The following is a 21,951-nucleotide window of genomic DNA, read 5'->3' as shown; positions in this document are numbered from 1 at the left end:
TTCCTTTTTAATATTTTACATCAATCTCAATTGACGGGTATTGAATCATATAGCCCGATACATCACCAGGGGTGTATTCATGGATCGGTTTGTTAATTTTCGCATCGATAATTGGTTTTTGACGATCAATTTTAATATCTAAATGACCCGGTTGATAGCCAATATCTACGCTATTAATAGATGGAATAAATTGAATGCCAAGCTTTTTATATGGGCGTAGCCCTTTTTCAGATGAGATCTCCGCAATGGCATTACCACCATTTTCAATTTTCATGAGCCTATTTCCTTCTTGTGCTCGCCGGGCAATGCCTTCTAATAAACTTTGACGTCCTTCTTGCGCAAATTTCCTTGTAGATGCAAGCGGACCAATCAACCCCATATCGCTCCATGCTTTTGACTGATCGATGGTCAGCTTTGCCGGTTTAGAATCAATAGAGAGTTTGGCCGGTGGCTGTTCGATATACAAATCAGCTTCCGGCTGCTCAATACGCTGGACTGGCTTTTCAATGTATAGCCCAAGAATCGCTTTCGTAGTGTGAATTTGTATTTGCGGGAAACTCATGTTACTCACCTTTTCCCTTTATTAACGGAGAAAATCCATTAATGTTGGCTGAATGATCCGTGCACCAACACTTAGTGCAGCACGATGTACACTCTCTTGGGAAATAAGCTCAGTGATTGTTTTTTCATAATCAATATCTTCATTGTTGGACATCACTTTTGTTATGATCACTTCTCGCGTAGCCAATCGTTCTTCCATCATTTCGACACGGTTTTGTTTCGCTCCAAGTTCAGAACGAGAAGCGAGCAGCTTGTCTTGCTGACCTTCCACTTGGCTTAAATAGCCGCCGATATCAGTGCCTGTTTTTGCAGCATCTCTTAAATCTATTTTTAAATTTTGCAGCATTCCCACAATACCATCTTGGCCGGTTGTTCCAGTAAATAATTCTTTTCCATTTATGTTTACATCCAACGTAATTCCATCAAATACTTCAATTTCAACATCGCTTGTGTTTGGATTAGCGGTTAGATTTAAATTATTGCCAGTATCATCCGGGTATCCCGTAAACAATGGATTTTTCGTATCCGCTCCGTTAAAAATATACTTTCCGCCAATTTTTGTGTTCGCAACATCAACAATCTGCTTTTGAATCTGGTCAATTTCGTCGGCAATTTTTTTTCGGTCTTCAGGAGTTGCCGTATCACTAGATGCTTGTACGACGAGTTCTTGTACACGTTGCAATGCAAGACCAACTTTATCTAAAGCATCGTCTGCACTATCAATCCAACTGTGTGCTTCACCGATGTTGCGCTGATATTGATGTACCTTGGCTAAATCCTCTCGATAAGCAATGCCTTTCATTGCGACAACAGGGTCATCCGATGGACGGGAAATTTTTTTTCCTGTCGTTAATTGTTCTTGATATTTTCCGAGGCGTTCATAACTGCTAGTTAAGTTTCTCAGCATATTATTAGAAAGCATTGATTGCGTTACTCGCATGTCCTTCACCTACCTTATAAGCCGACACGTCCCATGCCGTTAATAATTTTATCGAGCATTTCATCAACAGCTGTCAGGCTGCGTGCAGCAGCATTATATGCGTGCTGGAATTTAATCATATTTGTCATTTCTTCATCAAGGGAAACGGAGCTGACAGATTGGCGTCTTTCTTCGACAGACAGCGCCAGTGTTTCTGTGTTAAACTTCATTCTTTCCGCCTCTTGCCCTTCTACACCAAGCTGACCGATCAAGCCTTGATAAAACGTTTGAACCGTTCCTCCAGTTATCGGGACACTAATAGGCCCCACCCCTGGAATATTGGCTTGTCCGTTTGTAATTGTAATGTCTTTTACCGAAGTTAAAGCCAGGGCATTTTTGCCGTTTCCACTCTCTCCCTTTCCATTCGCGTCTAGTGCAGAAGATGCCGCGATATTGTCCAGATTTTGCATGATGCGATTATCTACTTTAATTGCAGCTGCTGCCCCTTTCACATTGGAAAGGTCTTCAAAGAAAACCCCTTGGTTTCCATTTAAACCGTATCCTAGCTTATGTTGTTCATTAAATAGCTTCAAAAACGTATATGCCATTTTATCCAGGTTTGCCAGCATGTCAGGGTAGAAGCCTGTAATGTTGTTAGAATCAGTGCCGTATCCGTAAGATTCAATAAGCGATTTAATCCGCCCATTTGCTATTTTGTCAGGCGAAATGGTTATAGATGTACCATCTATTTTTAGACTTGAAACATATCCATCCGGATTTGTTGGATCACCTGAAACGGAAGGGTCAACGGAAAAGTTCGAATAACCATCTTTCGTAACAATTTTCGTTAACGATCCATCTTCATTGATAAGTGAAATTTCATAAATTCCTTCCGCTATATCTAGTGCGTTCCCGCCAGATCTAACCGTTTCTACTTTTACATGAAAAAACTGTGATAATTCATCTACAAGTAGATCTCGTTTATCATATAGATCGTTTGGCAAATAACCGTGTGGTTCTATTGCTTTAATTTGATCATTTAGCTCACTAATTTGCTTTAATATGGAGTTCACATCTAAAAGACCCGTTTTAATTTCTTGTCCTAAATCAGTACGAATTTGTTCTAACGATTTGTGAAGGTAATTGAATGACTCAGCGACGGCAATCCCTCGTTGGCGAACAGCTGCACGTGCGCCTTCATTTTCAGGGTTGACACTTAAATCCTGTAATGCTTCCCAAAATTTCGTCATCGCTGTGTTGAGTCCGTATGCACTCGGTTCGTTCATAATATCTTCCATTTTAGCAACGGCATCGGAACGGGTCTGCCAATATCCTAACTTATTACTTTCATTGCGATATTGTAAATCTAAAAAACTATCTCTTATTCGCTGTACCGAACCAGCTTTAACCCCCGTCCCCATCTGTCCCGGGATTTGCGGGCGGTTCAGAGAAGCTGCCGGATACGGTTCTGTTTGTTCGAAATTAACACGTTGACGAGAATAACCAGGTGTATTCGCATTAGCGATGTTATGTCCTGTTGTATATAATGCACTTTGCTGGGTGAACATCCCGCGGCGGGCGATTTCGAGCCCCATAAAAGTTGAACGCATTGTCGTTCCTCCGTTCTGCTACGCTTTTGAATTAAATATACCTTGAGTGATTTTTGAATGATTTTGTTTATCAGTTGGTGGACCGTAAGTATAAGACTCAGGCTGCGGGTTTATGAGATTCATAGAAAAATTAACGAACTGCAGGGAATGATAGATCATCTGCTGATTCAAAAAATTTCGTTCTTTCAGTTCAAACACCGTTTCCATAAGCTGATCAGAAAGCTCATGGAGACGGTGGTGCTCTTCACCTTTTAAAACACTCAGACAGTCGGTCACTGTTGGATTTTCCATTTGAGGCAACAGCCTTAATACAGCGGCCTGACGTTCTTTTTCAACTTTTTCTATTGCTGTAATATGTACTTGCTCTTGTTGAATGAATTTGTTCAGGGATTCGATGTCCCCTTGCTTTACAATTTCTGTTTTCTTCACAGCGAGTTCATAAAGGCTTTTATGAAGCTTCAGCAGTTTTTCCATCGATGCCGTTAAAGCTTGAGCGGACATGTTCATCCCTCCCTGTTTTTATTATTTTTTGAAATAGAAATTCACGATACTTTTCGCGATTTCTTTTGGGTTGATTTTATAATTGCCGTTCTCTATCTGGATTCTCAACTCTTCTACTTTTGCCTGGCGCTCGGCTGCGAACTGGGAAACTTGCTGCATTTCTTTAGCTTTATTGGAAATTTCAACTTTATCCGCTTTCTTGCCGGCAGCTTTTTCCACTTGGTTGAGCTTATCCATTTGCCGTTTATAAGGATTGACTCCAGACGATCCAAAGTTATTGATTTTCATCGTTTTCCCTCACTTTCATTCCGAACAATATACTTTAATTTTATTATCGGATAAAAGCGGCTGATTTTTTATATTAAATTAAAATTTACATCTTTTATCCTAAAATCATAAAAGGGGATATCCTAAGATTATTGAAGGCTCATAAAAGTGATCGAAGACTCATATATTTTTTTAACGGCTCATATTTGAAATCGAGGGCTCATAAATCAAAATAAGGGCTCATTTATGAAATCAAAGGCTCATAAATCTGAATGAAGGCTCATAAATTAAAATAAAAGCTCATAAGCCAAAAAATATAGATTCAGAACCTCTAAAGCGCATAACATTTTTACCTTATAAACTGCAAAAAAGCTGTATGCGGCTGCATACAGCTAGAATTCACGGTTGTGATATTTTTCATCAAGGACGAAATACGCTCTTTGTTTTTCTCTTTTTTCGATTTCGCGTTTTCGCTCCTCCTCGGCTTCATGCAGCTGAAGCTCTTTGCGGAGCACTTCTATACATGTTTCACAAAGCTTGCCTTCTCTGATTAATTTCCCGCACTTGTCGCACGGATATCCCAAATTTGTGAACTGGGTTAATATTAAACGGCCGGTTCGGATAAATTTAAAAATCAACTCCTCTTCGACTCCGGTTGCCTCAACCACCTGCTGAATAGTGGCTGCCCGGTTTTCCCGTTTCCGGATAAACTGATAAACGGTTTCAAACGCTATTTCTTCTTCTTTCCAGCATTTTTGACATATATCACGAAATTGAGTTTTAACAAAAATTTCACCGCATTTAGGGCAATTTGCCAGTTCCCCCATCCGGTTTCTCCCCCTGTCGAAAAATGGTCTCTTTTTATTATAGCTTGCCTAATTAAGGAAAGAAATGAAAATTTTGAGACATTTAACCGCGCGCAAGAGTTAGCGAAACAACAGACGCCGCTCCCGCTTCCTTCAAAACTTTTGCAGCATGTCTGATCGTTGAGCCGGTCGTGTAGATGTCATCGACTAGTACGATCTTTTTGTTTAATACAGAACAGCCGGGATCCAATTGAAACACCTGAGGAAGATGAATCCTTTCGTTCCTCGATTTTTTCGATTGTTTTTCGGCGTGAACACGGGTCAAAACATTGGCCGGAGTGAAACTCGATTCTCTAATTAGTGCTTCCGCCTGATTAAAACCCCGTTCATACAGCCGTTCTTCGCTTAAAGGGATCGGAACAAGGAGATCATGGTCAATCTTCTGAAGTTTTTCTTGAACCGATGCGGCGAATACTTTCGAAAGTAAATAATCACCGCGAAACTTATAACGGGCAATCACTTCTTTCATAAAATCATTGTAGTTATAAATGGAAATATTTTTTTCAAGGAAGCCGCGCCACTCCGAATCTTCTTCCCAGCGAACACAGTCGTAGCAAAGATCGTTTTGACGGTATTGCGATTCGAGGAGTTCAAAAGGCCGATTGCACATCCGGCATGTTTCACCGTCGATAACAGAGAATTGGCTCAAACATGATTCGCATACAATATCTTTCGTTTCTTTTTCAAATAACACCTGCCAGCCTGTAACCGGCACAATTTCCTCATGGCAAATGAAACATAAGTCATTCTGAAAAATGTTCATCCATCTATCAGCCCCATTTTTCTCGCCTCTATATTCATCCAAACAATCTGGTTTCTCGCTTTCACCATCGCTTTTGTTTTTCCGTAATGAAAAAAAGTAATGGCGCCGTTCGGGAAATCGGCGCTCCGTCCTACCCTGCCGGCAATTTGGACAAGGGCGCTTTCCGTAAAAATTCGATCCTCCGCACCTAATACGGCTACATCAATGTTTGGGAACGTCACCCCTCTTTCGAGAATGGTTGTCGTTAATAAAAGAGGAATTTCTTTGTTTCGCATCGCCTGAACTTTTTTCTTTCGCTCGGGGTCTTCAGCATGGACCGATTGAATATCGGGGTGAAGTTTTTGAAGGAGTGGAAGGATTTTTTCCATCAATTCGATTTGCGGAACAAACAATAACGATTGTTTTTTGCTATGGAGGCGTTTTTCAATCCATCGGAGTACATGATCGGGCAGACGATTCTTTTTCAAATGCTTTTTCCAGCTGCCGCACCAGACAAATTCCGGGACGGGCAGCGGATGGCGGTGATAGCGTGCCGGAATCGTCACAAAGTTTCTTTTGCCGAGGCGGCACTCTTTCTGCCATTTTTCGTGCGGGGTAGCGGTAAGATAAATCATAGAGGAATGTGGCTTTCTTGCCTGCTTGACTGCATATTGCAATGTTTTATCAACCGAATAGGGAAAGGCGTCGACTTCATCGAGGATAACCGTATCAAAGGCCTTGTAAAAGCGAAGAAGCTGATGGGTAGTTGAAATGGTCAACGGGGCGTATAGATGGCGGTCTTCGCTTCCTCCGTAAAGGGAAGCAACAGGGATTTCGGGAAAAACAGCTTTTAAACGCGGGGCAAGTTCGAGGACGACATCGGTTCTCGGAGTCGCGATGCAAACCCGTTTTCCGGCTGAAAGCGCTTCGTTTATACCTGCGAACAAGACTTCTGTTTTTCCGGCGCCGCAGACGGCCCAAACAAGAAGGTCTTCATTATTTTTTACTGCTGAAACTACTCTTTGCGAGGCTGTTTGCTGGCCTTCAGAGAGTGTTCCGGTCCAAACTAACGGCGAATCGAAAAGGTTCGTCTTGAAATCGGGGCCAGTCCAGCTGATAAGCGGCGTACACGCACTGATCCTGCCCATCATGATACAGCTGCGGCAGTAAGTGCATTCCTCATGGCAGCGGGCACAAGGAAAGATGGCAAACATGCGGGGATCGTTGTTGCCGCACCGATAGCAAATTGTGAGTTTTCCGTTTATTTCGAGACCTTTTCGGTATAGCACATACCCATTTTCATAATGTTCTTGAATTTCAGCAATTGTGAAAGGAAGGTCGTCAATTAAAAGTTGTTTTCCGGTTAGGATCCTTGGAAGCTCTTTGTTAGGAGAAAAAGACGGATTGAAAGGTTTCGCCTGGAGATTTTCATAGCTGGATATTGGAAGAGTACTGACGGGTGTTGCGAGACAGTGGGAAGGAATGAGCTTGTTTTCGATTATTGCAAACCGCAAAAGAACACCTCCTATACATGTCATTAATTCTCATTTGGGCTGGCCGCTTTTGTCCGTTTTCCCAACAGTTCAATCGCACCGCGGTGCCGGTCAATAACAACTTCTAAATATTTAAATTGGCTGCGGGTTTCAATCCTTGTGTTATCAATTTCTCTCATCATGCTGCCATAATAAAAGGCGATTTCTTTCCGCATTTCTGCCTGTTCAGTCTTGATTGTACCTATTTCATTCCTCATTTCAGACTGTTCTATCTTGATCGCACCGGTTTCTTTACGCATTTCGCCCTGTTCGACTTTGATTACATCAATTTCTTTTCGCATTTCAGCCTGTTCAGCTTTGATTTCTCCAATTTCTTTTCGCATTTCAGCTTGATCAGTCTTGATCGCGCTGATTTCTTTGCGCATTTCACCTTGTTCAACTTTGATTTCTCCAATTTCTTTTCGCATTTCAGCTTGATCAGTCTTGATCGCGCTGATTTCTTTGCGCATTTCACCTTGTTCAACTTTGATTTCACCAATTTCATTCCGCATTTCTTTTTGTTCATGGGCAAATTCATCAAACCGTTTATTCATTTGCTCCATGAATTGTTTTAATAATGCTTCCATTGTTCTCACCTCACTTTTACCATAGTATAGCACATGATGCGCCTCGAGAGATGCGTCAACAAATACTAAATTTCGACAAAAAAACACCGCCCTGACTTTGACAGAACGGTGCATACTTTGATTTTTTCACCCAGCAAAGAAGTGGCAAGCTTGGCAACAAGTTTGAGCAGACGATGATTTTTTCACGAAGCCCAAGCAACAGTAAAAGTAATGAAGCCGGGCATCAAATTTGTGCATACTTTTTAAACAAATAAGCAACTTGCAGCCGGGTAAGTGGAACACACAATTACTTCTTTACCCAGCCAAGCCCCATTGCACCTTCACCGAGATGCGTTCCGATTACCGGACCAAAATAGCTGATCAAAAATTCAATGTTCGGAAACTGTGCTTCCAGTTCTGCTTTCCACTCTTTCGCTTCTTTTTCGCGGTTGGCATGAATGATGACTGCTTTATATGCCGCTCCGCTTTTTACATCTTCTTCAAGCAGTTCGACAATCCGTTTCATCGCTCTTTTGCGCGTGCGGATTTTTTCAAACGGAACAATCACCTTATCAACGAAATGCAATAGCGGTTTTACTTGAAGAAGGCTGCCGATTAATGCCTGGGCGCTTGACAGCCTGCCGCCCCGCTGCAAGTGGGATAAATCGTCTACCATGAAATAAGCGCGGCTGGATTGCTTCATTTCATTCAGTCTCGCTAATATATCTTGAGGATCTTTCCCGCGGTCCGCCATTTCAGCAGCCTCCAAAGCATAAAAACCTTGAACCATACAGCTGATTTCAGAGTCGAATGGGTAAACCTTGATATCGTCAACCATGTTGCCAGCTGCAACAGCACCCTGGTATGTTCCGCTTATGCCGCTCGATAAGTGAATGCTGATCACTGCATCGAATTCTTTTGCCAGATTTTCAAACAGTTCCACAAACTGTCCAACTGGCGGCTGGGAAGTTGTTGGAAGCTCTCTGCGCTTCACTTCTTCGTAAAACTGTTCTGCGCTAATCTCAATTTCTTCCTGGTAGGATTCATTCCCAAAAATCACGCTTAACGGGATCATATATATGTTGTATTTTTCGCGCAAATCCTTTGGGATGTAAGCCGTACTATCAGTGACAACCGCTGTTCTCATAATAATAGTACCTTCCTTATTATTTTTCTCTACTATTATCATATTTTTCATTTTAAATGAAATTCTTTTAATTTGCATATAAAAAAGAGATAACGGGTATTAGTTTTGAAAGTATGTGAACCGGTTCAATCGATTAATGACCCACTTTCTGGAATTTATGATCCGGTTCTCATTCTTTATTCGCCGGCTTCGTTGATTTCACCCGCAAGCAAATAATTCGAAATACGCCGCTATCGCGAAAAAAGACGAGGCTGTCTCGACAGCCTCGCCTTCATGTTTTATTCATTTGAATAAAAAATGTGTCACCTGCTGCCTTACATCAACCTATTGATGTACAACAACTGCACGTTCCACCGTACTACCGTACTTCAACCCAGCCGTTTTTAATCGCAACTACAACGGCCTGGGTACGGTCATTTACATTCATTTTTTGCAGGATGTTGCTGACGTGGTTTTTCACGGTTTTTTCACTGATGAACAACGCTTCCCCGATGCCGCGGTTGCTTTTTCCGTCTGCCAAAAGCTGAAGCACTTCACACTCGCGGCGTGTCAATAAATGAAGCGGGCGGCGAATTTCACCGTTGAACGGGTATGATTCTCCGTTTACGGTTTCTGTTGCCAGCCTGCGGTACTCTTTCACTAAATTGTGAGTAACCTTCGGATGGATATAAGAGCCTCCTTCAGCTACTACCTTAACTGCTTCAACGAGAGCATCGGCATCCATTTCCTTCAGAAGGTAACCGCTGGCACCTGTTTTCAAAGCATGTGTCACATAGTTTTCATCATCGTGAATAGATAAAATAATGACGCGTGATTCCGGAAATTTCTCAATTAATTGGCGTGTTGCCTCGATGCCATTTATATGTGGCATATTAATATCCATAATGACAACATCAGGTTGATATTGTTCAACGAGATGAATGGCATCTTTTCCATCATCGCCTTCAGCCACAACTTCAAATGTTTTTTCAAAATCTAATATTCGTTTTACCCCTTCTCTAAAAAGCTGGTGGTCATCAATAATCACAATTTTGGTAGTCAATCCATACGCCTCCCTTGTTCTTTCGGTTATCTCTCTTGTCATTTCATTGGTACTTGTATGATGATAACCGTACCGGCACCTATTTTCGAATGAATCGAGATGTCGCCTTCAAGCAGCTCTACCCGCTCCTTCATACCGAGGATGCCAAACGATTCAGGCTTCTTCTCATTTGTATCAAAACCTTTTCCATTATCCTTGATCACAACGTTTATGTGTGCCTTGCTGATCTCCAATTTCACTTCAATATCACTTGCATCAGCGTGCTTCAAGGCATTTTGGACGGATTCCTGCACAAGGCGGAAAAGTGCAACCTCGTATTTTGCTGGTAATCTTTTATCTTCACCTAAGTTAGTAAAATGAATCTTTGTTTTATTATGATATTCTTCGATTGTCTGCAAATATTTTCTGAGGGTAGGAACAAGTCCAAGGTCGTCAAGTGCCATTGGGCGCAAATCGTAAATGATTCGCCGGACCTCGTACAAGGCAGATCGAACCATCCTCTTTAAATTGCGGATTTCATCAATCGCTTCTTGTGCACTTCTTTCCTTATAAATGCGTTCGATTAAATCAGAGCGCATCATCACATTGGCAAGCATTTGCGCCGGTCCGTCATGAATTTCTCTGGACAATCTTTTTCTTTCTTCCTCTTGGGCCTCGATAATTTTCAAGCCAAAATCCTGTTTTTGTTTCGCATTTTCCAGCACTTCTCCCATTTGCTTTAAATCACTCATTAAATAATTTAAAACAATGGTTATTTGCGAAATAAGATGATCTGCCCGTTCAATCGTCTCCGTAAGCCCGACGAGCCTTCGTTCAATTTCATCCCTGCGCTGCCTCAGCTGTTTTTCCAACTGCCGATTCATCGAAAGGTCCATTTGAAGATTGTGCGCCTTTTCATAAGCATCCCGAACCTCAGCTTCTGTATAATCTTTAAAGTGCATGCTTACTTCTGAAAGGCGCTTTCTTGCAAGGCGGGCTTGAGCTTCAAGCTTGTCCCCCTCGGCAATTGTTTGAAGAACCATTTGTTTTACTTCTTTTAGCTCATCAGACAGAGTTTCATAGTCTTTGCGGCATTGCTCGCCGATTCGAAAAATCTCATTTTTGCTGCTCACAACTGTGTCAATCATTTTTTCAAGAATTTGATCGAGCGTTTTTGTATCAAATTTTATTGTTTTCATAAATATTCCTCCAAGGGTAAAAAACCCTTTCGGCTTGTACTTATTTTAGCGTGAAAAAATGGAATATACTATCTTTGCTGTGAGAAAACTTTTACAAAACAGCTTAATTTCGGCCAAAAGGCACAGTTTTGCATATTTCCCATAAGTCTTTTATCCTATATAATTATGATGAATTATGACATTTATGACAGTTTATATTCCTGGATAAAATATTATTTTGAAATAATATTTTTACACTCTTAGATTATTTTTTATTATACCATGACAAAAATCGTGCTATATTAAAGTTTCTTTACAATGCGATAAAAAGTAAATGAAAAGATTTTTGTCGATTATAATAAATAAAGGTTGAATTTTACGATACTGCCAGAAAGGAGCGATTTAAAGGTGCTGCCCTATTACTATACAGTCAAAGGATACGGCGAACATGAAATAGTCATTGAAAAATCCCGTTTTATCGCACACGTTTCCCGTGCCGAAACGGAAGAAAAGGCACAGGAATTCATACAATCAATTAAAAAAAAGCATTGGAATGCAACCCATAATTGTTCAGCCTATCTGATCGGCGAGAACGACCAGATTCAAAAAGCAAATGACGACGGAGAACCGAGCGGCACTGCCGGCGTCCCCATTCTCGAAGTATTAAAGAAGAAAAAATTAAAAGATACTGTTGTTGTCATAACCAGATACTTCGGCGGAATAAAATTAGGTGCAGGCGGACTGATCAGAGCATACGGCAAAGCAACCTCTGAATGCATCGAAGCGACGGGTGTTGTTGCCAGAAAACTGATGCGGGTCATGCATACAAAAATTGATTATACATGGCTTGGAAAAATTGAAAACGAACTCCGAACCTCTGTCTATACAATCAAAGAAATCCATTATGCCGATAAGGTCGAAATTGAAACATTTGTCGAAGAAGGCCAAATAAATGCATTTTCCGATTGGATGATTGAATTGACAAACGGCCAGGCAGAAATCCGTCAAGGTAAAATGCTTTATTTGGAGGAACCGGTTTAAACCTTCATAATAATTTAATATTTACGAAAGCTTTAATTTTCGATAAAATTAATTGTCGACTTTATAGCAAAAAAGAACTAAACCAATTCATAAAAGTAGGGATAAAAATGTCTGTTACAAGATCTGTAAGGAGGAAAAAGAAAAAACGGCGCTTCTTGCGCTTGTTTGCATTGTTTTTCGTCTTTAGTTTTATTGGAGGCGGATCTTATTTTGCATACGATATTTTACACAATGCCAAGAAAGCATCAAATAATATTTTCCAAGAATTAGATAGAAATAAAATTCCAAATCATAGAGAAGAAGAAATTAAGATTACGAAGGATCCTTTTACGATTCTGCTAGTCGGAATTGAAGACCAGGAAGGCGGAGAAAGATCGGATGTCCTTATGCTGGCTACAGTCAATCCGAAAACAGAAGAAGTTTACCTTCTAAGTATCCCGAGAGACACAAGAACATATCTCCCTGAGGTTGGATATGAAACAAAAATCAACCATTCATACAGCAACGGCGGAATTGAAGCAACAATTAATGCCGTCACCGAACTGCTTGATGTCCCGATTGACTATTTTATTACTACTAATTTTCAAGGGTTCGAAGATATTGTAGATACACTGGGCGGAGTAACTGTAGATGTTCCTTTTACTTTTAAAGCACAGCTGACAGATAGCTTAAAATGGAAAACATTCTATGAAGGTGAAATGAACTTAAACGGAAATGAAGCTCTAGCTTATGTCCGAATGAGAAAAAAAGATCCAAAAGGCGATCTTGGCAGAAACGAACGGCAACAGCAGGTTATTAAAGCGATTGTTGATAAAGGAACTTCCTTCTCTTCTATTCCGAAAATTGATGACGTTATGGAAGATTTGGGGGAAAATGTGAAGACCAACATCCCTCCTTCAAAGTTTGCAAGTTTTATACAGTTATATTCAAAAATAAAGAATTCAAACATTAAACACTTAGCCCTGGAAGGATATGATGAATATATCGACGGTGTGTATTATTATATTCCTTCTGAAGAGTCAATAATTGAAGTCAGCTCCAAATTAAAAAATTCTCTTGATTCTTCTACATATACAGCCGAAGACCACTCTTCCCAAGATGATCAAGTTACAAGTGAAAATGAAAATAATTGGTAAATGAATCTATTAGGGTCAGACCCATATGAGAGAGGTCTGGCCCTTTTTCTATGATTTTTTTCCATAGTAGAACTTTCTTCCGATTGGAACATTTGACATTTTTCGATACAATAGGTAAAGAACGAAAATAATGTCGACGGAGGGATAACGTGAAAAAATTTCTTGCTTCTTCGGTTCTGGCGACTGCTGTGTTGTTTCCTGTCCTCGTGAACGCGGAAGAGCTGAATTTTCCGGCTAATATGACGGTAGGCCAAAAAGTAGAAATACGAAAGGGGCTACTGAGAGTTATCCGATAGTTTCATCGATTTCAACAGGCCAGAATGTGACTGTAATTGACAAATTCACTAATTCATTTGGTGAAACATGGTATCGCGTAGATTTAGGGAATGTGAAAGGCTGGGGACCGGCAGATCACTTCATAACAGCAAGTAGTAGCGGAATTCAGGTAGGCAAAGAAGCAATGATCAATAGCGACAACGTCAACGTAAGAAAAGGAGCGACTACTTCATATGAAGTAATTGCGAAACTATCAAAAGGCAAAATTGTTAAAGTGATTGATAGTTTTAAAAACAAAAGCAATGAACTGTGGTATCGAATTGAAACCGGTTCGATCAAAGGCTGGGTGTACAACGAGTTGCTGTCTCCTAAACCTGAAGCAAACCCCGCTCCTTCTGCAGCAGCAACTGTAAAAACTGTCCAGGTCGATAAAACCGCTGTAAGAAGAGGAGCATCTGATACATATAAAGCAGTAGCATATCTCGTAAAAGGCCAAAAAGTTGCGATCATTGATGCATTTAAAAATTCTAAAGGAGAAACGTGGTACCGAGTGGATTTAGGATCAGTCCGGGGCTGGGTGACAGAAACTGCTTTTAAACCATCAAGCCTTCCTCCTGCTCCTAACACTACTGTTGCAACAAAATATGTCGGAACGAAAAACGCCGCACTCTATGCAGGTGCTTCTTTCCAATATAAAGTGAAAGAGAGACTTGCCTATAACAGCAAGGTAACCGTCTTAAGTGAATATGTTAATTCATTAAATCAAACATGGGTTCAAATTAAAACCTCGACAGGTAAAACAGGTTGGACGCCTGAATATGAATTAATCTCTTCAAAAAATGACTTGCAATATGTATATGCTATGAATAATGCAGTAATCCGAAGAGGTGCAGGGGCGAACTATTCTGTATCCGCTTATTTAAAAGTGAACGATCAGCTTATCGTATTGCAAGAATTAAATGGCTGGTTAAATGTCGAAACTCTCGGCGGAAAGAGAGGATGGATAGACAAATCACTCACCTCAACCGTTTCTATGAAAAGGCTGATTTCGCCTGCTGTACAGACTATTGACGGAGATCAGCATTTAATATGGAAAAAAACAAGTAACTTTAAATTATCATATTCTATACTTTCTTCTAACCGCTTAAAGCTTTCCGGCGGATTTACAGAAGTTCAAGTGCCATCTGCTAAAATAGAAGGAATCAGCTCAATCGATTCGTCAGGTGTCATTACCTTTGAACCGGGGTATACATTTACAATTAGAAATTATCCGGACAAAGTTACGATTAAAATTATTCCAAATGGTTTAGTCGGCAAAAAGATTATCGTGGATGCCGGCCATGGCGGAAAAGATACAGGAGCAGTTGGTCCGACCGGTTTAAGAGAAAAAGATGTGAATCTCGCTACAGCATTGCTTTTAAAAGCTGAATTGGAGAAAAAGGGAGCCATCGTCACCTTGACCCGGTCAACGGATATTTTTCTCGAACTCCAGGAAAGAACAGCGATTGCGAATGCTTCCAATTGCGATGCGTTTATCAGTATTCATGCCGACTCTTTTTCTTCTACCTCAAGAGGAACAACTACTTACTATAATACAACGGTAAACTTTAACGGACCAAAAAGCAGAAAACTGGCGGATGCGATCCAGGAGAATATGATTTCCTCAATGGGAACTTACAATCGCGGTGTGAAAGAACAAGAATTCTATGTTAACAGAATGAACCAACTTCCAAGTATTTTAGTGGAACTTGCTTTCATTTCCAATCCTAATGAAGAAAAATTGCTTCGTTCTACTGATTTCAGGAAAAAAGCAGCAGTCGGGATTACGAAAGGACTCGAAGAATATTTTACAAATTTCTAAATTCTTGCATTCTATTTCCTATCCTATCTTAATATGGTAATCTACTAATGGAAAAATGATTTGGGATTGTGCATTTCTCTCTTGCCCAAATCATTTTTTTCTAATCATCAATCAGGAGGTTTTTTTAAAAAATGAGCCGTATTAAAAAAATTGTCGCTGCCGGTGCATTAACATTAGGGATTGGAGCAGGAGCGTATATGTTCACGCCTAAAGGCATGGACGCTGCCAGCAACGTGGTTTTAGCGAGTGTTGAGTGGGTAACATCTCAAATTAATCCTATGAAAACAAAAATAGCCGATTTAGAGTCAAAAGTTGCTTCTCAGCAGCAAGAAATAAACAATTTGAAAACGCAAATATCTAAAATAGGGAATCCTCCAGCGAATGGACAATTGCCATCAACCGTTTATACGGTTAAGAGTTCTGTAACCATACATTCAGGGGCAGCAAAAAATTATAAAGTAATTGCAACAAAACCTGCGGGATCAGCACTAAAGGTGATCGGTTCTTTTCATGCCTCTACCGGGCTATGGTATCGTGTAGAAATTTCTTCTACAGTAAAAGGATGGGTTTTCTCCGGCGATGTTTCAACATCGAAACCATCAGCCTCTGGACCAACCCAAGTTATTGCAACGGGTGATGTTCAACTGCGCAGAGGTGCATCTACCAGCTATTCAACCATTCAACTCATTAAAAAGGGAACAACTTTAAAATACATTCAAACTTTTGTTAATGCAAAGGGTGAAACCTGGTATAATGTTGAAACCTCATCAGGTGTTAAAGGCTGGATCTTTGGCGGCCTTGGCGAGGTGAGGTAAATTGAAAAAAATAGTTTATTTGTTTAGTATTTTGCTAATCATTAGTACTTTTCCATCGTTCGCAAAAGCAGCGGAACCGGTTCGCTATCCAAATGAAGTGAATGTGTCTGTTTACTTGTCAGATAACTTTACAATTACTTTAAATGGTACATATCAGTTGTATAACAAAGATTCCGGCGGTGAAACGATCATCCCTCAAGGTACGGTTTTAACAATAAAAAAAGATAGCACGGAAATTACTGTCAGCTACACCGGCTTCAGCCAAAAATCAGCAAAAGGTTTTGATTTGCAAGAATTGGCCGGCAGCATCCTGTCAATTGCAAAAGTAAGCAACGGTTTATCTTACCGCGGAAGCTTTTATCTTAAGCCTAATGGAAGCAAGACGGAATTAATTAATATCCTTGATATGGAAGACTATTTAAAAGGCGTTGTTCCGAGTGAAATGCCTGCCTCTTGGCCAAAAGAAGCGCTTAAAGCGCAAGCCATTGCTGCCCGAAGCTATGCAGCCAATACTATGATGCTTACAAGCACAGCGGCCAGTCAGGTTTACCGTGGATATACAGCAGAGGACCCCCGTACAAATGAAGCCATTAAAGAAACGGAAGGATTGATGGTTAAATACAACGGAAAACCAATTCAGGCATTCTTCCATTCAACAAGCGGCGGAAGAACAGCGAATGTCGGCGACGTTTGGAATTCAGACCAAAAATACTATCCATACCTTGTTTCAGTAGAGGATCCTTATGAATCATCTCCATACAGCAATTGGAGCGTCACTTATTCCGCTGCTGATATACTTAAATCATTCGGTTTTACAAATAGTTCTACTGTCCTTAATGAGATTACCCTTTCAAAAACCGGAGCGAACGGAGAAGTCAGAGGAGTTACAGTGAAAACCTCATCCGGTGATAAAACGATAACCGGAAATGAGTCTGCTATCAGAAAACTTTTCCCGCTCCAAAGCGCAAGCCATTATAATTCTTTATATTCAAACTGGTTTGACATAAAAGTATCTAAAGCGCAAAGTGATTTATCTGTCCAAACTGCAAGCGGTACTGTTCCTTTATCTCAGTTAAAGGGGCAGACGGTCCAAACAACAAATGGCCAGATTGCTTTAACAGATTCTAAAGTTTCAATCCAGACATCTTCAGGTACGATTACGAATGAAGGAACAGGAATTATTTCTGTCACCTTGAACGGAAAAGGCTGGGGGCACCGGGTTGGAATGAGCCAGTATGGTGCGAAAGGATTTGCAGAAAAAGGCTGGAAAGCAGAACAAATTCTCGCCCATTATTTTAAAGGGACAACGGTATCGAAATAAGGAAGTCCGTGCGTTCACCTTCGCGCCCGGACTTTTTTTGTTCCTATAATGGAATGAAGGCTTATAAATGTGATTGACGGCTCATATATCGGAATGAAGGCTCATTTATCTAAACGAAGGATCATAAATTTAAATAAGGGCTCATATATGAAAATAAAAGCTCATATATTTAAATAAGGGCTCATTTATCTAAACAAGGGCTCATAAATGAAAATAAAGGCTCGTAAACGAAATGAAAGACTAAAAAAAGCATCAGGTTTACCGCCCGATGCTTTTATTTTTGCGCGTCTTGAATATTTTCCAGCAATTCATCCACAATACTCTTCCAAGAATATTGCTCAATGGCAAGCTTTCTTCCATTTTGGCACATTTGTTCATATTCGCTTTTCGAAACGTTCATAAGCTCGCTTGCTGCTGAAGCAATCCCTTCCGGATTCTCCGGAGGGGCAATTTTACCGCACTGATATTCTTCCAATATGGCGGCACTTTCTCCGTCGCCGCAATATAAAACAGGCGTTCCGGTAGAGATGGCAGGAAATATTTTTGAAGGCCTTGCACCTTTAAATAATTCAATATTTCGCAATGAAACAATACTATAATCAGCAATCGAAAACATTCTCGGCATTTCGGAAACGGGAACAGAACCGTAGAAAGTAACATTATCAAGCTTAAGATCTTCCTTCAGCTTTAACAGCTTCTCCCTCTCCTGGCCGTCGCCGACAAACAAGAAATGAGCATCCGGCTCCCGTTCCTTTAATAAAGAAGCAGCTTTTAATACAGAATCCAACCCCTGTGCATATCCGAGAGTGCCTGCATACATAAAGACTTTCTTATTCTCAATGCCTATTTCTTTTAATAACTCCTCATCTTTTGGAATCGGATGAAAAGTATCCGTATTTACTCCATTCGGTAAAAGAAATACGTCTTTCTCATTTTTCCCTTTTCGAATCATGTAATCTTTAATTCCTTCAGTTGCCGCCGCTATTTTCCACGATTTTTTATAAAGGAAATTTTCAAGACATTCGGCCATTCGAATAAACGCTTTATTTTTCAGAATCCCCAGTTCCACAGCGGACTCAGGCCAAATATCAGCTACATTGAATACAAACTTTGACTTTTTAATTTTTGCCCCTAAATAGCCTGTGATCCCAAGGAATAAAGGAGGAGAATTGCAAATAATCACGTCAGTGGGCTTTGATTTAAAAATAGAATAAAACGCACTAAACGTAAATGAAAAATAGGAAGCTAACCTTTTCCAAAAACTTCCTTTTGGCGACGGATAGATCCATGACCGATGAACCGGTATCCCGTCCCAGTCTTCAAATAAATAAAACATTCCTCTATATTCTTCAGGAATAACTCCCTTTGGATGATGAGGAAAAGCTGTAAGTACTTCCACCTGATGGCCTCTTTTAATGAGTTCTTTGCTTACTTCATAAACCCTTATTTGCGGTGCACCTGTTTCAGGGGGAAAATGCTGACACAAGTAGATAACTCTCATTTTCCCATCTCCATTATTCTTGAATAATTTTTTTAATATACGCTTCCAGTTTATCCTTTAACTCCGGCCGCTTCAAGGCAAAATCGATTGAGGCTTGAAGGAATCCAAACTTATCCCCTACATCATACCTTTTCCCTTTTATAATGTAGGAATAAATAGACTCTCTTCCAAGCAAGCTGTCGATTGCATCTGTTAACTGAATCTCGCCTTTTTTGTCGGGCATTACTTTCTCAAGCATTTCAAAAATAGCCGGAGTTAAAATATAACGCCCGACGATTGCCTGAGTGGACGGTGCTTCCTCCACAGCCGGCTTTTCAACGAGGCTGTTTACCTTGTACAGTTCGCCTTGCTGGCCTGAATAATCGACAATTCCATACTTATTCACTTCTGTAAGAGGAACTTCGTTGCATCCAAGAATACTAGATTGAACGTTATTAAATTGGTCAATCATTTGGCGCAAAGCCGGAACTTTACTGTCAATGATATCATCGCCAAGCAGAACGGCAAACGGCTCATTTCCGATAAATTTCTTTGCACATAAAACAGCATGTCCGAGGCCAAGCGGTTCTTTTTGGCGAACATAATGAATATCTACCATGTTTGAGATATTCTCAACGATCTCAAGCATGTCATTTTTTCCTGTTTTTTTGAGAAGCATTTCCAGCTCAACCGATTTATCAAAATGATCTTCGATTGCCCGTTTGTTTCTTCCGGTAACGATAATAATATCCTCTATTCCGGATTGAACCGCCTCTTCGATAATATACTGAATAGTAGGCTTATCAACAATTGGCAGCATTTCTTTCGGCTGGGCTTTTGTTGCAGGCAAAAACCGGGTTCCAAGCCCTGCTGCAGGTATGACTGCTTTTTTAATCATGACTTCATCCCCCTCTGCAATGTTTCCTCATACAAGTGTAGCATTCCATTTGCGTTATCAATCCAGTTATAGTGTTCCTTCACATGTTCAATTCCTGCGGAACCCATGTCCTTTCTTTTTTGGGGCTCCTCAATTAATAGGCTAAATGCTCTGGCAAGTTCCAAATGGTTTTCTTTCGGGACAACAAACCCTGTTTTCCCATCGAGAACAACCTCAGGAAGCCCTCCAACATTTGATACAACAACAGGAACTCCGCAGGCCATGCTTTCTACCGCTGCAACTCCAAAACTCTCGCTGTCCTCTGTGGAAGGAACTGCAAAAATATCCATTTGATTAATGTACTCAGGAACACGGTCATTAGGCACCCGTCCGGTAAAGGTGGCCACATGGCTGATTCCAAGATCCTTTGCTAACTGTTCATACTCTGAACGCTGCGGGCCATCGCCGACAATGAGCAGATTTGTGTTCGGATTTGTTTCAAAAATTTTTGCAAATGCTTTTATTAAATCAGCAATTCCATATTTGTCCGAGAGCGCTTTAACCGTTCCTATCGTGATTCTCTCTTCAGATTTAGGTCCTTCTATTGGGCGGAATTTATTTAAATCGACTCCAAATGGCGTCACAAAAATCTTCTTATTTGTATATTTGTTCGTTTCCTTCGCCATGATATGGCTTGTCGAACAAATGACATCAGCCTTTCCAAGTGTATATTCAACAATTTTGCGGTTAAGGCTGCCTTGCCGGGGAAATTGAAAAATATCTCTTCCCCATACAGAAACATAGTAAGGATGATAATTGGCTAAAGCACCGATATATCCATAGCTTGATACGTAATGAGCATGAAAGATATCAGGCTTAAATTGTTTGAGCATTTTCTTTAAAGAAAATACACTCGAAAAATAAGATAATTTCCCGGGTAATAGCTTAGGAAGTACATATGTGTCGACTTCTTGTGCATTTTCTTCCGAATAATGATCAGAAAATGTCACTACCTTTACGTCAATTCCTTTATTTTTGTAAAACAAAGCCCATTTATGCGTGTGTATCGACTTGCTTGGAGCTAGTAATAAGACTTTCATATTTCCTCCTTTAACAGGACACTTGCAACTTTCTCGACTCTGGCTGCCCACGAGTGATTTTCAATAAACGTTTCCTTTATGTTCTCCCGGTAAAGTCCAGCATTTTTTATCATCGTTAAAATGGCTTCTGCCATTGAATTTGGCTCATCCTTGCAAATCACACCGAAACCGTCTCTATTGATGATTTCCTCTTGGGCAGAACAATTTGTAGCGACAACAGGCAATTCATTTGAAAGGTATTCCACCAGCTTTACCGGAACCGAAAAATCATTGTACGTACTTTTAAACCGGGGAATAAAAGCAAAGTCCATCTCTTGATAGAGCTTATTTAAAGCTTCTCCGCTCATGTGCTTTACAGTTACATTCAAATTTTTGAGCCTTTCCTTTTTGGCGCCGGGAAGTTTTTCATATTCATCTTGCCGGCACACGACCGTTAAATCACAAACCTGTTTCTCTTTGTTGACGATCTCCAAGGCATCAAGAAGTAAAAACAGGCCGTAATCCTCATTGTTTATGCCGCCTACATAAATTCCCTTTCCCGTTTGTCCGGAAGAATGGTTTTGTACATTTTCCCGCTTTTTTCCTCCGGGAGGCAAAGCAACCTTTTTTCGATTAATCTCTACAAAATTGCCCATCGCTTCACTTGGAAGAAAAATTACATGGCAATATTTTTCATAAAACTTTTCTTCCAACCGGTAAATCGTCTTCATAATATGCTTTTTAACGCCTTTTAAAGGGTAAAGTTCATCAAATTTCCAATATACGTCACGATAGAAAACACCAACCGGTATATTCCTTTGTTTTAAAAATTTCATGACCTTTAAGTCAACAAAAGGCTTTTTCGGGATATGGTTTGCATCTGTTAACCATAAAGGGATTGTTTGATTTTCCATATAACAAAACAATAGATCATCAAGCTTCCCTTGTTTCTTCCATCTCTCGAATTGCTGATCTCTGTCTTCCGAAGAACCGGACAGCAATAAAATTTCAATGCCTTGTTGACTTCCCCACTCTAAAAAAGCATTGTAGATTTCTTTCGGGCGAAGCTTTGAACCGCTATTTGCATTTTCAGCTATTTGGAAAGGGTAATAAAGCAAAACTGATCTCATATGATATCTCCTCGTCTATTTCCCT

Annotated in this window: 22 protein-coding genes; 6 read left to right on the top strand and 16 right to left on the bottom strand. The window is 40.3% G+C overall.

Annotated elements, in window-relative coordinates:
- Window positions 1–7 precede the first annotated feature (7 nt).
- From PB1_RS08785 to PB1_RS08730, 12 genes are all read right to left on the bottom strand, one after another.
- Entirely contained in the window at window positions 8–562 is a 555-nt protein-coding gene (locus PB1_RS08785) for a DUF6470 family protein (protein ID WP_003351978.1), read from the bottom strand.
- A gap of 21 nt (window positions 563–583) precedes the next feature.
- The gene (gene flgL, locus PB1_RS08780) at window positions 584–1,501 is read right to left on the bottom strand and encodes a flagellar hook-associated protein FlgL (RefSeq protein WP_003351977.1); all 918 of its coding nucleotides are present in this window, start codon (window positions 1,499–1,501) and stop codon (window positions 584–586) included.
- Window positions 1,502–1,515: 14 nt separating this feature from the next.
- The gene (gene flgK / locus PB1_RS08775) at window positions 1,516–3,090 is read right to left on the bottom strand and encodes a flagellar hook-associated protein FlgK (protein ID WP_003351976.1); all 1,575 of its coding nucleotides are present in this window, start codon (window positions 3,088–3,090) and stop codon (window positions 1,516–1,518) included.
- Between the two features lie 18 nt (window positions 3,091–3,108).
- A complete protein-coding gene (locus PB1_RS08770; protein WP_003351975.1) occupies window positions 3,109–3,591 on the bottom strand; it encodes a flagellar protein FlgN in 483 nt (160 codons plus the stop codon).
- A 21-nt stretch (window positions 3,592–3,612) separates the two neighbouring features.
- Window positions 3,613–3,879: a flagellar biosynthesis anti-sigma factor FlgM gene (gene flgM, locus PB1_RS08765; RefSeq protein ID WP_003351974.1), complete on the bottom strand. Its 267-nt coding sequence runs from the start codon at window positions 3,877–3,879 to the stop codon at window positions 3,613–3,615.
- A gap of 371 nt (window positions 3,880–4,250) precedes the next feature.
- Complete coding sequence (locus PB1_RS08760) at window positions 4,251–4,685, bottom strand: TIGR03826 family flagellar region protein (protein WP_003351972.1); 435 nt, start codon at window positions 4,683–4,685, stop codon at window positions 4,251–4,253.
- An 82-nt stretch (window positions 4,686–4,767) separates the two neighbouring features.
- Complete coding sequence (locus PB1_RS08755; protein WP_003351971.1) at window positions 4,768–5,487, bottom strand: ComF family protein; 720 nt, start codon at window positions 5,485–5,487, stop codon at window positions 4,768–4,770.
- Window positions 5,484–6,980 carry an ATP-dependent helicase ComFA gene (locus PB1_RS08750; RefSeq protein WP_003351970.1) on the bottom strand — a complete coding sequence of 499 codons (1,497 nt, stop codon included), beginning with the start codon at window positions 6,978–6,980 and terminating at the stop codon, window positions 5,484–5,486. Before PB1_RS08750 ends, PB1_RS08755 begins: the two co-directional genes overlap by 4 nt.
- 23 nt (window positions 6,981–7,003) lie before the next feature.
- Window positions 7,004–7,585 carry a hypothetical protein gene (locus PB1_RS08745; RefSeq protein WP_003351969.1) on the bottom strand — a complete coding sequence of 194 codons (582 nt, stop codon included), beginning with the start codon at window positions 7,583–7,585 and terminating at the stop codon, window positions 7,004–7,006.
- A gap of 286 nt (window positions 7,586–7,871) precedes the next feature.
- The gene (locus tag PB1_RS08740; RefSeq protein WP_003351968.1) at window positions 7,872–8,711 is read right to left on the bottom strand and encodes a DegV family protein; all 840 of its coding nucleotides are present in this window, start codon (window positions 8,709–8,711) and stop codon (window positions 7,872–7,874) included.
- Window positions 8,712–9,069: 358 nt separating this feature from the next.
- Window positions 9,070–9,795, bottom strand: coding sequence for a response regulator (locus tag PB1_RS08735; RefSeq protein WP_155816403.1), 726 nt, complete (start codon window positions 9,793–9,795; stop codon window positions 9,070–9,072).
- Window positions 9,792–10,931 carry a sensor histidine kinase gene (locus PB1_RS08730; protein WP_003351966.1) on the bottom strand — a complete coding sequence of 380 codons (1,140 nt, stop codon included), beginning with the start codon at window positions 10,929–10,931 and terminating at the stop codon, window positions 9,792–9,794. Before PB1_RS08730 ends, PB1_RS08735 begins: the two co-directional genes overlap by 4 nt.
- A 387-nt stretch (window positions 10,932–11,318) precedes the next feature.
- Here PB1_RS08730 and PB1_RS08725 point away from each other — a divergent pair, with 387 nt between their 5' ends.
- The 6 genes from PB1_RS08725 (at window position 11,319) to PB1_RS08705 (ending at window position 17,360) form a co-directional block, all read left to right on the top strand.
- A complete protein-coding gene (locus PB1_RS08725; protein ID WP_003351965.1) occupies window positions 11,319–11,951 on the top strand; it encodes a YigZ family protein in 633 nt (210 codons plus the stop codon).
- A 107-nt stretch (window positions 11,952–12,058) separates the two neighbouring features.
- Window positions 12,059–13,087, top strand: a complete 1,029-nt coding sequence (locus PB1_RS08720) for an LCP family protein (protein WP_034645034.1) — start codon at window positions 12,059–12,061, stop codon at window positions 13,085–13,087.
- Between the two features lie 149 nt (window positions 13,088–13,236).
- The gene (locus PB1_RS17710) at window positions 13,237–13,383 is read left to right on the top strand and encodes a hypothetical protein (protein WP_003351963.1); all 147 of its coding nucleotides are present in this window, start codon (window positions 13,237–13,239) and stop codon (window positions 13,381–13,383) included.
- 26 nt (window positions 13,384–13,409) lie between these two features.
- A complete protein-coding gene (locus tag PB1_RS08715; protein WP_003351962.1) occupies window positions 13,410–15,224 on the top strand; it encodes an N-acetylmuramoyl-L-alanine amidase family protein in 1,815 nt (604 codons plus the stop codon).
- A 131-nt stretch (window positions 15,225–15,355) separates the two neighbouring features.
- Window positions 15,356–16,039: an SH3 domain-containing protein gene (locus PB1_RS08710; RefSeq protein ID WP_003351959.1), complete on the top strand. Its 684-nt coding sequence runs from the start codon at window positions 15,356–15,358 to the stop codon at window positions 16,037–16,039.
- A gap of 1 nt (window position 16,040) precedes the next feature.
- A complete protein-coding gene (locus PB1_RS08705) occupies window positions 16,041–17,360 on the top strand; it encodes a SpoIID/LytB domain-containing protein (RefSeq protein ID WP_003351958.1) in 1,320 nt (439 codons plus the stop codon).
- Window positions 17,361–17,634: 274 nt separating this feature from the next.
- Here PB1_RS08705 and PB1_RS08700 read toward each other — a convergent pair whose 3' ends face one another.
- Genes PB1_RS08700 through PB1_RS08685 form a run of 4 tightly spaced genes read right to left on the bottom strand, consistent with a single transcriptional unit; the run spans window position 17,635 to window position 21,926 of the window.
- Entirely contained in the window at window positions 17,635–18,861 is a 1,227-nt protein-coding gene (locus PB1_RS08700) for a glycosyltransferase family 4 protein (protein ID WP_003351957.1), read from the bottom strand.
- Window positions 18,862–18,874: 13 nt separating this feature from the next.
- Window positions 18,875–19,738 (bottom strand): UTP--glucose-1-phosphate uridylyltransferase GalU, encoded by an 864-nt coding sequence (gene galU, locus PB1_RS08695; RefSeq protein WP_003351956.1) that lies wholly within the window; start codon window positions 19,736–19,738, stop codon window positions 18,875–18,877.
- Entirely contained in the window at window positions 19,735–20,817 is a 1,083-nt protein-coding gene (locus tag PB1_RS08690) for a glycosyltransferase (protein WP_003351955.1), read from the bottom strand. Before PB1_RS08690 ends, galU begins: the two co-directional genes overlap by 4 nt.
- On the bottom strand, window positions 20,814–21,926 hold the full coding sequence (locus PB1_RS08685) for a glycosyltransferase (protein ID WP_003351954.1): 1,113 nt from the start codon (window positions 21,924–21,926) through the stop codon (window positions 20,814–20,816). The genes PB1_RS08690 and PB1_RS08685 overlap by 4 nt, the downstream gene beginning before the upstream one ends.
- Window positions 21,927–21,951: the final 25 nt, after the last annotated feature.

The sequence above is a fragment of the Bacillus methanolicus PB1 genome, from assembly GCF_000262755.1.
Lineage (GTDB): Bacteria > Bacillota > Bacilli > Bacillales > Cytobacillaceae > Bacillus_Z > Bacillus_Z methanolicus.
Note: the sequence above shows the minus strand (reverse complement) of the source record. Positions and strands in the feature narration are given on the sequence as shown.